Source organism: Rhodococcus sp. P4_B6 (assembly GCF_056402215.1).
In genome coordinates this window covers 33332-44829 of sequence record NZ_JBFUHV010000066.1, presented here as the reverse complement: position 1 = coordinate 44829, position 11498 = coordinate 33332, and the positions used below count along the sequence as shown (strand labels likewise).

Annotated in this window: 15 protein-coding genes and 1 tRNA gene; 5 read left to right on the top strand and 11 right to left on the bottom strand. The window is 68.5% G+C overall.

Annotated elements, in window-relative coordinates:
• The coding region (locus AC1DWT_RS27205; protein WP_477922979.1) for an AMP-binding protein at positions 1-882 on the bottom strand (882 nt) is incomplete at its 3' end.
• A 168-nt stretch (positions 883-1050) separates the two neighbouring features.
• Here AC1DWT_RS27205 and AC1DWT_RS27200 point away from each other — a divergent pair.
• Positions 1051-1416 carry an ArsR/SmtB family transcription factor gene (locus AC1DWT_RS27200; RefSeq protein WP_072947193.1) on the top strand — a complete coding sequence of 122 codons (366 nt, stop codon included), beginning with the start codon at positions 1051-1053 and terminating at the stop codon, positions 1414-1416.
• An 8-nt stretch (positions 1417-1424) separates the two neighbouring features.
• Positions 1425-2621 (top strand): CaiB/BaiF CoA transferase family protein, encoded by a 1197-nt coding sequence (locus tag AC1DWT_RS27195; protein ID WP_072947220.1) that lies wholly within the window; start codon positions 1425-1427, stop codon positions 2619-2621.
• A 106-nt stretch (positions 2622-2727) separates the two neighbouring features.
• Here AC1DWT_RS27195 and AC1DWT_RS27190 read toward each other — a convergent pair whose 3' ends face one another.
• The 8 genes from AC1DWT_RS27190 to AC1DWT_RS27155 form a co-directional block, all read right to left on the bottom strand.
• Complete coding sequence (locus AC1DWT_RS27190) at positions 2728-3156, bottom strand: hypothetical protein (RefSeq protein ID WP_072947192.1); 429 nt, start codon at positions 3154-3156, stop codon at positions 2728-2730.
• Between the two features lie 192 nt (positions 3157-3348).
• The gene (locus AC1DWT_RS27185) at positions 3349-3951 is read right to left on the bottom strand and encodes a DUF8020 domain-containing protein (RefSeq protein ID WP_072947219.1); all 603 of its coding nucleotides are present in this window, start codon (positions 3949-3951) and stop codon (positions 3349-3351) included.
• 181 nt (positions 3952-4132) lie between these two features.
• Positions 4133-5203 (bottom strand): class I SAM-dependent methyltransferase, encoded by a 1071-nt coding sequence (locus tag AC1DWT_RS27180; protein WP_206013229.1) that lies wholly within the window; start codon positions 5201-5203, stop codon positions 4133-4135.
• 50 nt (positions 5204-5253) lie between these two features.
• On the bottom strand, positions 5254-6048 hold the full coding sequence (locus tag AC1DWT_RS27175; RefSeq protein WP_072947190.1) for an energy-coupling factor ABC transporter ATP-binding protein: 795 nt from the start codon (positions 6046-6048) through the stop codon (positions 5254-5256).
• A complete protein-coding gene (cbiQ, locus tag AC1DWT_RS27170) occupies positions 6045-6809 on the bottom strand; it encodes a cobalt ECF transporter T component CbiQ (protein ID WP_072947189.1) in 765 nt (254 codons plus the stop codon). Before cbiQ ends, AC1DWT_RS27175 begins: the two co-directional genes overlap by 4 nt.
• 2 nt (positions 6810-6811) lie before the next feature.
• Positions 6812-7159, bottom strand: a complete 348-nt coding sequence (locus AC1DWT_RS27165; RefSeq protein WP_179377609.1) for a PDGLE domain-containing protein — start codon at positions 7157-7159, stop codon at positions 6812-6814.
• Positions 7156-7851, bottom strand: a complete 696-nt coding sequence (locus tag AC1DWT_RS27160; protein WP_206015983.1) for an energy-coupling factor ABC transporter permease — start codon at positions 7849-7851, stop codon at positions 7156-7158. The genes AC1DWT_RS27165 and AC1DWT_RS27160 overlap by 4 nt, the downstream gene beginning before the upstream one ends.
• A gap of 127 nt (positions 7852-7978) precedes the next feature.
• Entirely contained in the window at positions 7979-8905 is a 927-nt protein-coding gene (locus AC1DWT_RS27155; protein ID WP_477922974.1) for a DNA-3-methyladenine glycosylase family protein, read from the bottom strand.
• A gap of 72 nt (positions 8906-8977) precedes the next feature.
• Here AC1DWT_RS27155 and AC1DWT_RS27150 point away from each other — a divergent pair, with 72 nt between their 5' ends.
• Positions 8978-9520 (top strand): ribonuclease H family protein, encoded by a 543-nt coding sequence (locus AC1DWT_RS27150; RefSeq protein WP_206013225.1) that lies wholly within the window; start codon positions 8978-8980, stop codon positions 9518-9520.
• 62 nt (positions 9521-9582) lie between these two features.
• The gene (locus AC1DWT_RS27145; protein WP_206013223.1) at positions 9583-10458 is read left to right on the top strand and encodes an amidohydrolase family protein; all 876 of its coding nucleotides are present in this window, start codon (positions 9583-9585) and stop codon (positions 10456-10458) included.
• Between the two features lie 5 nt (positions 10459-10463).
• On the opposite strand, the gene AC1DWT_RS27140 is transcribed toward AC1DWT_RS27145, so the two are convergent.
• Positions 10464-10622: a hypothetical protein gene (locus tag AC1DWT_RS27140; protein WP_241031324.1), complete on the bottom strand. Its 159-nt coding sequence runs from the start codon at positions 10620-10622 to the stop codon at positions 10464-10466.
• A gap of 54 nt (positions 10623-10676) precedes the next feature.
• Here AC1DWT_RS27140 and AC1DWT_RS27135 point away from each other — a divergent pair, with 54 nt between their 5' ends.
• A complete protein-coding gene (locus AC1DWT_RS27135) occupies positions 10677-11096 on the top strand; it encodes a hypothetical protein (protein WP_206013222.1) in 420 nt (139 codons plus the stop codon).
• Between the two features lie 307 nt (positions 11097-11403).
• On the opposite strand, the gene AC1DWT_RS27130 is transcribed toward AC1DWT_RS27135, so the two are convergent.
• Positions 11404-11476: transfer RNA gene (locus tag AC1DWT_RS27130), tRNA-Arg, on the bottom strand.
• Positions 11477-11498: the final 22 nt, after the last annotated feature.

Below are 11498 nucleotides of genomic sequence, written 5' to 3'. Positions count from 1 at the left end.
CCGGAGCAGCGTGGTGGTGATCGGCGCCGAACCGTACGCGACCAGCTCGAGGCTCGACACGTCGTAGCGTTCGAGGTCGGGCACGTCGAGGAGCATCTGAATGGTCGAGGGAACCAGGAAGGCGTGGGTGATCCGGTGCCGTTCGATCAGTTCGGCGACCTGCCGGGCGTCGAATGTGCCGAGCAGCACCACGTGGACGCCTGCGGACAGGCAGGTGCTCAGCCATCCGGCGCCCGCGATGTGGAACAGCGGCAAGGCGTCGAGTGCCACCGAACCGGGTTTCCATTGGTAGATGAGCAGGCCGTCGGGCTCGTTGTGCAGGTTGCGATGCGTCGCGACCACACCCTTCGGAAGCCCGGTCGTGCCCGACGTGTAGAGCTGCAGCACCTCGGCGGCGGGGTCGTCCCCGAGCCCCGGGTCGGTGGCGGTGCCCGACGTGACCAGCCGATCCCACGACCAGGCGCCGGGCGGAAGGGTGTCGCCGTCGGCCGCGTCGACGACCACCACGACCACCCGCGGGAGCGCGTCGCGGACTGCGTCGGCGGTGGCGGCGAATTCCGATTCGACGATCAGCACCTCGAGCCCGGCATCGGCCGCGACCGCGGCGGCCTCGGCTGCCGGGAGCCGCCAGTTCAGCGGGACGAACACGAGCCCCGACTTGGCGGCGGCCACGAACGTCTCGACGCCTTCGGTGCGCATCCGGAGCAGTGCCCCGACCCGGCCGCCCCGGGATGTCAACGCCGACAGCGCTGTTGCGATCCGGTTGGTCCGCCAGTCGAGCTCCGCGTACGTCAGCGTGGTGTCACCGCACGTCACCGCGGGTGCTCCCGGCCGTTCCGCGGCATGGTGCCGCACGCGCTGGGGAAGATGCAGACCGCTCACATCAGGCTCCTCGATGAGTCGTCGACGCCGCCGGGGGACCGGGTGACGTGTCGTGCCAGTCGACCACCGGTGTGCGTGCCGAAACAAAGTCACAGAGCCGAACGGACAGTGAGGAATCGCCTATGGATGCCGGGCCGGGCGGGCTCGCGGCGTTTGTAGACTGGCGTGATGGCCGCCACCCCCGCCCTGAACCCCGAGGACGTTCGGCGTGCGGCGGCGGCACTGCACACCCCCGACATCGACGGCTGGGCGAACCGGTTCGAACTGCTCTCGGACGGCAACCGCCTCCGGCTGCTGCTGTGCCTGCACCACGCCCCCGACATCTGCGTCGGCGACTTGGCGGCGGCCCTCGACATGACCGGGACCGCCGTCTCGCACGCGCTGCGACTGCTCCGTAACCAGGGATGGGTGTCGGCGACTCGGGACGGCCGTTCGATGCGGTACCGGCTCACCGACGACACCGTGCACGAACTGCTGCACACCATCGGTGCCACGCACTATCACAATCACACGGGAGCCGAAGAGGAAAGGTGAATCCCGACATGGAGAACGACCCCGGACTGCTGCCGCTCGACGGCATCACCGTCGTGGCACTCGAGCAGGCCGTGGCCGCTCCGCTCGCCACCCGCCATCTCGCGGACATGGGCGCGCGGGTCATCAAGATCGAACGCGTGGGGGAGGGCGATTTCGCCCGCAACTACGACGACGCGGTGTTCGGGCAGGCCTCGCACTTCGTGTGGCTGAACCGGTCGAAGGAGTCGATCGGCGTCGACCTGAAGTCCGAGGTCGGGCGGGACACCGTCGCGAAGCTGATCGAGAAGGCCGACGTCTTCATCCAGAATCTCGCCCCCGACGCCGCCGACCGTCTCGGGTTCGGCGCCGACGCACTGCGCGCCGAGCATCCGGAACTGATCGTCGTGAACATGTCGGGCTACGGGTCGGCAGGACCCCGGCGCGAACGCAAGGCGTACGACATGCTGGTCCAGGCGGAAACGGGGATGATCTCGGTGACAGGCACTCCGGACACCGCCACCAAGACGGGTGTCCCGGTCTCCGACATCGCCGCGGGAATGTATGCGGTGACGTCGGTGCTCGGTGCCCTGTTCCGGCGGCAGCGCACCGGTGTGGGAGCGCGGATCGACGTGTCGATGTTCGACGCGACCGCGGAGTGGCTGGGCCATCCGATGTACATGAAGATGTACGCCGACAAGCAGATCCCGCGCGTCGGGCTCGGTCATGCGGCGATCGTCCCGTACGACTCGTATCCCACCCTGGACGGACAGATCCTCATCGGTGTCCAGAACGACCGCGGCTGGCGGCAACTGGTGACGGACGTGTTCAAACGCCCTGACCTCGCCGACCATCCCCGGTTCGCGACCAACATGCTGCGGGTGCAGCACCGGGCGGAGGTGGACGCCCTGGTGGCCGAGGAGACGCAACGTTTCACGAGCGCCGCTCTCGACCAGGCGCTCGCGGACTCCGGGATCCCGGCGGCGGAACTCAACGACCTGGGCGGGCTGATCGAGCATCCGCAACTCGACCAGCGCGACCGCTGGCGTGACGTCGGCACCGAGGCCGGGCCGATCCGGGCGATGCTGCCGCCGATGACGTTCTCCGACGTGGAGATGCGGATGGGGGACGTGCCCGCGCTCGGCGCGCACACCGATCTGATCCTCGGCGAGTTGGGCTGGTCGGCGGAGGACATCGCGAACCGGCGTGCAGAGGGTGTCGTCGGCTGACCGAGCAGATCAGTTAGCGCACTAATTGGTCATGTATCAACTAGTCGTGGGCGGACACGCCGCAGCCCCGGCCCGAGTGAGGCCGGGGCTGCAGCCCGCTCTTCGCTCAGGGTGTAGCGAAGAACTGCTCTACGGCAGGCTGGGCATTGGGGTTACCCACGCCGATGCCGATGACGGCGCCGGCGATGGTGCCGACCACTGCGCCGACGATGCAGCCTGCGATGAAGTTGGGGAAGATCGACACGCACCCGATGGCCATGCCCACGTTGGAACCGATCGCCATGCCCTGCAGGCCCGCGTTGTTCCAGCCGGTATTGATCTCGTTGGTCATCTTGTCGAAGGCGTCCTGCTTGGTCTCGTTCTCCGGGAAGAACTGCTCGGCCACCTGGCTGCTACCGCCATCGGCGGCCGGGGTCATGAGCGGCTGCGACCAGTCGATTCCCTGCGGTGCCGGATCGGCGTACGCCGTTCCCGCCCCGACGGCCATCGCGGACACGACGAATATGGACAATGCCAGAGTTCTCAAGAGTTTCATGGAAATTCCCACCATGTCGTAGGACGAACACGGTCCCCACCTGAGAGCACCGAACATCGTTGTGCGTGGACCATATTCGCTGGAAAACCGGAACGGCTACATGCATATGTGGGTGCGCGGTGATGCTCCCCGTGTGCGAACTTACCCATAGTCCTCCCGGAATCGTCGCTCGAGGTCGGAACGGAAGCCCCGCTACAGGGTTCCGAGGAATTCGTAAACCGCCGGTGTCGCAGCGGGGTTCGCGTTGCTGATACCGGTGACGGCGCCGATCGCTGCGCCTACCGCGGCACCGGGGAGACATCCGCCGAGGATGAGGAAGATGCACCCGGCGACGAATCCGATGCCCGCGCCGATCGCGGTCGCGGTCCCGCCGCCGTTCACCCAGCCGATCTCGAGCTGCGTCATCATGTTGGCGTACGCGGAATCCCTGTCGACCGGGGTGAGGGCGAGTGTTCCCGCGACCGGGGTCGTCGTGGGCGTCAGGCTCAGGAACCGGCCGCCGTCGGTGACGAGCGGATCGATCGCGAACTGCACGCCGGCGATCGAGTAACGCAGTGGGATCGTGGCCACCGTGGTTCCGGAATCGTTGGAGATGTCGACCGCGGCGGCCGTCCTCGACAGGGTGAAATATCCCGCGTCGAGTGCGGTGCCGACCGATCGGCCGTCGGCACTGAGGCTGGTGTGCGAGATGACGGCCTGGTCGGCGGGAGTGGGGGCGGCGTACGCGGTACCCATTCCGACACACAGGGTGGCGATCAGCAGCGCTGCCGGCGCTGTCACTCTATGCAGTTTCATGGTGTTTCCCATGCGTAGTAGCGGATGACAAACGACAAATCTGGTTCGACCTGGCGCTTCACAGTTGCCCCGACCGGCGAAAGCGTCCGTAACCTGCCTACTGCAGACATCTTCCCCCTTCGGACGCCCCAGTTTTCGGCCTTTCCGCAAAATACGTACGTATCGGGTGTCGGTGCGACGATTACACCGTCAGCCGGTAGAACCGGAAGAACCCGAAATCCTCGATCGGCAGGACGTCCATGGTGCCGAAACCGGCGGACTCGGCGTAGCCGCGCAATGTGCTCGGGCGCATGACCGTTCCGGTGCCCGCGCTCGGAGTGTGGTTCATGCCGTCGGGCAGGCACACGGTGAGACTGAAGCCGTACATCAGTCGCTCGACGTCGCTTCCCGGCGCGGAGAATTCGTCGTCGACCGCCTCGTCCATCACGATCATCGCACCGCCGGGGGCCAGCGCCCTGCGGACCGCGGACAGCACCTCGACCGGAGCGGGCATGTCGTGGATGCACTCGAACGCGAAGGCCGCGGTGCAACTGCCCTCGGGGATTCCCGCGGCGTCCGATTCGGTGATCGTGATCCGGTCGGCGACATCCGGCCGCTCGCGCACGTTGGACCTCGCGAGTTCGACGGTCGCGGTGTCGATGTCGTAGCCGTGGAGCGTGGCGTCCGGGTAGGCGCGCGCGAGTGCGATCGTGGACCAGGCGCCGCCGCATCCGACGTCGGCGATGGTGGCACCGGGCGCCCGCAGCAACGCGTCCACCTCGGGAACCGACGCCAGCGCGCCGGGAAGAACCTGCTCGTACCACGGCCGATTCATATCGGCCTGCGACTCGCGAGCATCCGCACCGTACTGGGACCACCCCACGCCGCCGCCGGTGCGATACGCCTCCAGCAGTGCGGGCATCTGCGTGGTCGCGGCGACGAAGATCCGCGCGAGCGGTGCCAGATAGTTGAGACTCTGCTCGTCCGTGAGCACTTCGGCGGCACCGGCCGGAAGCGTGAACTTCGGTGGATCCGCGGCGTCCACCGTGAGAAGTCCCGACACGGCCTGCTGCTCGAGCCACTCGCGCGCGTACCGCGGATGAGTGGAGGTGCGTTCCGCCAGTTCGTCCGCCGTCGCCGGGCCTTCCGACGCGAGACTGCGGTACCAGCCGAGGCGGTCTCCCAGGTGGACGGCGAGAAGGTCGATGGCCCCGAGCGACGCGTCGAAAATGCGCTGGGACACCGTCGCGGCATCGGCTTCGGGTGTGGACATCGCTGACCTCCGGTCGGAGTGCGGGCGAAGCTTCGTCACCCCATCGTGGGCTACCCGGTCGGCGGTGTCACGGATCGTTCGCCGGGCGAATGAGGCTCGGCGGTGGGAAGCCGGAAACCCCACGGCAACTCGAGGCGATGCCGCGCGAGCAACGCGGGGTCGCCGAGCAAGTCCAGGATCGGACCGTCGGCCACCAGGCAACCCTCGTCGAGGATCACGGCGCGTGTGCACAACTGGGCGGCGTACGGGAGGTCGTGCGTGACGAGCAGGTGCGTGGTGTCGATACCCAGCAGAACCTCGGCCAGTTCGCGCCGGGCGACGGGGTCGAGATTGCTCGAGGGCTCGTCCAGCACGAGGACGTTCGGGGCGCACGCGAGGACGGTCGCCAGCGCGACCCGGCGTCGCTGGCCCACCGACAGGTGCGCGGGGTTGCGATCGGAATGCGCCGTCATGTCCACGGCCGCCAGCGCGTCGCGCACCCGCTCGTCGAGCGCCGACCCGGTGACGCCGAAATTGACCGGACCGAACGCGACGTCCTGCGCGACGGTGGGCATGAACAACTGGTCGTCGGGATCCTGGAAGACGATGCCGACCCGCCGCCGGACCTCGCGCAACGTGTCCCGCGGCGCACCCCGCGACAGCGCCAGCCCGCCCACCGTGACGCTGCCTTCGGTGGCCGTCAGAATGCCGTTGAGGTGCAACATCAGTGTGGTCTTGCCCGCCCCGTTCGGGCCGAGGACGGCCACCCGCTCGCCGGGTTCCACCGTGAGGTCGATCCGGTGCAGCGCGGCCCGGCCGTCCGGATACGCGAACGAGACGCCCTCGAGGTGCACGGCCGCGGTCATCGGAGCACCCACGCCGTGAGACAGATCCCCACCGCGCACACCGCGGGCACGAGCCCCGCCCGCCATGCCGCAGCGGTCGCCGGGGGCGCCCCGATCGTGGGAACCGAACCCGCGAACCCCCGCGACAGCATCGCCAGGTGGACGCGCTCGCCGCGCTCGTAGGAACGCACGAACACACCGCCGACGCCCCGGGCGGTGGCGCCGATCTGCCGGAACGTCCGGGGGTCGTCGCCGCGGGACAGCCGGGCGGTGCGCATCCGCTCGATCTCGGCCGTGAGCAGGTCGAGGTAGCGCAGCATCAGAACCACGATCGTCGTGAGCATCGCGGGCACGCGCAGTCGCGCCAGACCCAAGGGCAGGTCCCGGGCCGGTGTCGTCGCAGCGAGCGTCAGCGAGACGAGGACGCCCAGAGTGCCCTTCACGAGAATGCCCCAGGCCGCATAGAGGCCCGCGACGGACAGCGACAGTCCCGCGACCGTGACGCGGGCGCCGCCCTCGGCGAACGGCAGCAGCACCGCGAGTGTCACGAACGGCAACTCGATCAGCATCCTCGGCCCGATCCACCTGAGCGCGATGCCGGCGATCCGCCAGATCACGATCAGGACGGCGAGGTAGCCGGCGAACGCCCAGAACGCCTCGCGTGGTGTCGCGACCACCGCGAAGACGAAGACGACGGCGCAGACGATCTCGACCTCGGCGGGCAGTCGGTGCAGGGGGGAGGCGCCGTCGAGGTAGAGCGGATGGGCGTGACCGGCTCCCACGGTCAGGGGCTCGTTCGGTTGCGCCGCGCGCGGGCGAGCAGCCAGAACAGGCCACCCGCGACGGCGAACGTCGCGGTCGCGCCGATGACGCCCGCGACCCCGGTGAGATGCGCCCGGCCGCCCACCGTGTAGTCGGCGAGCGGCGAGTCCGACAGGTGATGCGCGGACGCGTTCCGGGCGATGCAGTCACCCACGAGCGCCTCCCCGTTGTCGGTCTCCACCGTCTCGCATCCGCGCGTCGTCGCGGCATCGAGACCATCCGGACTGGAGCTGGCGAGGTAGGAGACCGCGCCGGCGACGAGCAGCGCCACCAGCGCGAAGCCGATCAGGAAGCGGCGGAGGGAGATCACGCCCGCACCTCCACCCGCCGGGGTGCCGTCCGCAGCAGATACACAAGGTCGGGGCGCGCCTTCGCGACGGCCGTGACCGTGACGGCCGTGATGAGGCCCTCGCCGATGCCGATCAGCACGTGCGCCCCGAGCATGTAGGCGGCCACCGCGCCCAGCGAGGTCGACTCCCCGGACGTGGCGTGTCCGCCGATCGCGTACTCGAGCACGAAGCCCATCGCCGCCGCCACCGTTCCACACAGGGCCGCGGCGAACGACATCCCGCCGAGGACGCGGAAGCGCAGTCGCTCCTGCCGCACGACGAGCGGACGCAACGTCACCGCGACGCCGCAGCCGACCACCACCCCGATGATCGCCATGTTGGTGATGTTCGCCCCCAGCGCTGTCAGCCCGCCGTCGGCGAACAGCAGGGCCTGCACGATCAGCACGATCGAGATACAGAGCATGCCGGTGTACGGGCCGACCAGGACGGCGGCGAGTGCGCCGCCGAGGAGGTGGCCGCTCACACCGGGAAGGATCGGGAAGTTGACCATCTGGACCGCGAAGATGAAGGCCGCCACGAGACCGGCCATCGGTGCGGTGCGTTCGTCGAGTTCCGAGCGCGCGCGCCAGGCGGCGATCGACAGTCCCGCCACGGCGACGACGACGAACAGCAGGGAGGTCGGTGCGTTGATCAGGCCGTCGCTCATGTGCATTGCCACGGATTCCACGGCGTCTCCTCCGGCCGGCAGCTGATCCTTCGAAGTCTAGTTGTTCGTATGAACACTTGAACAGGTGTTCACAGGTGGTGGAATGCGGCCACGTGGAGTGCGTGAATGACGTTCAGTGCCAGCTGTGGTCGACGACCGTCGTGCGGGGGCCGAACTTGGGTTTGACGGCATGCCCGCTCACCTCCAGCAGTCGCACGGCGCGTTGGCGGTGCGGCTGCAGCGGCGCCAGATACTCCACCATCCCGGCGTCGTCGAGGGGCCTTCCGAGCAGCGACCACCCGACCATCGCGGCCAGGTGATAGTCGCCGACCGACAGGGCATCGGGATCGCCCAGCGCGCGCTGCGACACCTCGGCCGCGGTCCAGACCCCGACGCCGGGAATGGACATCAGCCGGCGGTTCGCCTCCTCGCGGGGGAGGTCGACGATCTTCTCGAGCCGGTCGGCGACCTGCGCGCAGCGCACGATCGTCCTCGACCGGCCGGGGTCGACGTTGGCCCGGTGGAACTCCCACGACGGCACCCGCCGCCACACGTCCGCGGTCGGGGGAAGTCGCATCCCGTCCGGAGCCGGACCGGGAGCAGGCGCGCCGAACTTCCACACAAGGTGCCGCCACGCCGCGAACGCCGCGATGCCGTGCACCCGCTGCTCGAGGATCGCGGGCACGAGGGCTTCCAGCACCCGGTCCGTGCGGCCGAGGCGCAGGTGCGGGAAACGCCGGTGCGCCTCGACGAGGATCGGATGGTCGGGGGCGAAGTCCGCGCACTCGTCGTGCTCTCCGACGAGGCGGCCCAGCCCCGCAGCCAGCTCGGGAGCACCCGCACCCCACGCCTGGCAGCGCACCGAATGACGGTCGATCTGGGTGAGGCGATAGGTGACCGGGCCCGACTTCTGCACCGACGTCCGCCAGATCGCGCCGTCGGCCGTCCGGCGGTGGYAGGGGTCACCCTTCCCGCGCTGCAGCGGCTGCAACGACATGGCGACGTCCAGGGGACGCCGCGCGGTCACGGTGGTCTCGACCACCTCGAGCGAAGCCGTCATCGAATGCAGCGTATCCACTGTGAAGGCGACCGCTACCGGCGGCTGTCGGAGCGCGCACGTAAAGTCCCAGCCATGATCATCGTGAGTACCGACGGATCCTGCCTCCGCAACCCCGGTGGGGCGATCGGCTGGGCATGGGTCAATCACGAGGGTCCCAGCCAATCGGGTGGCGAACCCTCCGGGACCAACCAGATCGCCGAGCTGCGGGCGCTGCTCGAAGCGATCACCGCGCATCCCGGCGCCGATCCGCTGCTGATCGAATCCGACTCCCAGTACGCCATCAAGTGCGCGTCGGAATGGCTGCCCGGGTGGAAACGCAAGGGCTGGAAGACGGCGGGCGGTGCTCCCGTCAAGAACCTCGGGCTGGTGCAGTCCATCGACCGGGCCATCGCCGAACGCCCCGGGCCGGTCCGGTTCCGCTGGGTCCGCGGCCACGTGGGCAACCACTACAACGAGATGGCCGACGTCCTCGCCGGCGAGGCGGCTCGTGCCGTCGCATCCGGCGCGGTCGCTCCGGCGCCGGTCGCAGCCCCTGCCGCTGCACCCGCCCCTGCCGCTGCACCGGCGCCTGTCGCGCCGGCACCCGAGCCCGAGGACGCGTTCACGCTGTTCTGAGTCGGCCCCCGTTCCGATCCGCCGGGGTTCCGTGGTCCGGCACTGCGTCGAGGAGAAGAGTGTTGTCCGAGGATCTACGGGTGCAGGAGTTCTGGCGCGCGCTGGGGCTGCCCGGCATCATCGACGTCCACACCCACTTCATGCCCGCGAATGTGATGGAGAAGGTGTGGGGCTACTTCGACGCCGTCGGTCCCCTCACCGGACGTGAGTGGCCCATCCACTACCGGCACGAAGAGGACGTCCGCGTCGAGCACCTCCGCGGGTTCGGTGTCCGCCGGTTCACGTCGATGATCTACCCGCACAAGCCGGAGATGGCGGCGTGGCTCAACCAGTGGTCGGCCGAATTCGCCGCGCAGACCCCCGACTGCCTGCGGACGTCCACGTTCTACCCGGAGGAGTCCGCGGCCACGTATGTCGCGGAGGCGATCGAGTCGGGGACGCGCGTGTTCAAGTCCCACATCCAGGTGGGCGACTACTCGCCGAACGATCCGCTCCTCGACCCCGTGTGGGGTGTGCTGCAGGAGGCGCGTGTCCCCGTGGTCATCCACTGCGGGTCGGGGCCCGCGCCCGGCACCCACACGGGCCCGGGCCCGATCGCTGAACTGCTGTCGCGGTACCCGCGGCTGCACCTGATCATCGCCCACATGGGGCTGCCGGAGTACCGGGAATTCCTGGACTTGGCCGACCAGTACTCCAATGTGTATCTCGACACCACGATGACGTTCACGGACTACACCGAAGCGGCCACACCGTTTCCGCGCGACCAGGTGCACCGCCTGTCGGAACTGCAGGAACGAATCGTGTTCGGCAGCGACTTCCCCAACATCCCGTACCCGTACCTCGACGCGCTCGAGGGTCTCACCCGATTCGACCTCGGCGAGCCGTGGCTGCGGGCGGTGTGCCACGACAACGCGGCGCGGCTCTTCGCGATCGACTGACACCGTCATTCGCCGCCCTCGTCGACCTCGCCGTCGCTGCCGACGCTGAGAGAGGTGCCGTGACCGACGGTCTCGTCCCGGAGCGTCGGCCGGTCGTAGTCGCCGTCGTCGCTGAAAGACCATGATGGCGGCGTCGCCCTTACGCAAAGATTATGGCTGTCCACGACATGTCGGTGGGCACGCCTACGCTGCGATTCCCACGCGACGAAGGCGGCCCGATGGATGACTATCTCAATGACGGCGAGACGTTCGACGACTACATCATTCGGACCCAGCGGGAGATCGAGATCCACAGGCTGAACATGGACTATCACCTGTCGGGGATGGAACATGCCAGGCGGCAGGGCGGGAAGTTCCTGTATCTCCAGTTCGCCTTGGGTGCTGTCGCCCTGATCTGTGTGACGCTCGGCCACGCGTACGGCGGGAACTGGTTGCTGGTGTCGATTCCCTTCTCTCTCGGCTCGCTCGGCCCTGGATTCGTGTGCTGCACGTACCTGAAGGAGTTCAGAACCGAATCCCGGGCGTTCAGCGCGCTCGAGGCCCCGGCAGTCCTGAAGCAGATGCGGCACGAGATGGAGGAGGCAGAGAAGGCGGAGCGGAAGGCCAGGTGGTGGCGGCGCGTACGCGGGACCCGCTGACCGGGCTACTGTGCGCTAGAAAGGATTCCACCAGTTGATGAACGCGATGTACAGATTGGTCGGGAAGAAGAACTCCCAGTCCAACCCCATGTACGGCAGGTCGGGCAGCATGCCGATCATGATCCCGCCCCGTTGCTCGTCGGCGCGGCCAACAGGCGCAGCAGGTCGGCGATCGGCGGTGGGAAAATGTCGATGTCCACCCAGTTCATGAGACTCTCCTCGGTCGTCCCGACCTACCCGTCGTATCGCCCGCGGCGTGACCTGCGTTACCGCAGCAGAGGCGCGTGGACGACCGTATGCAGGAGAGTGCCCTCGGCAGGATTCGAACCTGCGACCTACCCTTTAGGAGAGGGTTGCTCTATCCCCTGAGCTACGAAGGCGCGGTGCACGCGCGGGGCGCAC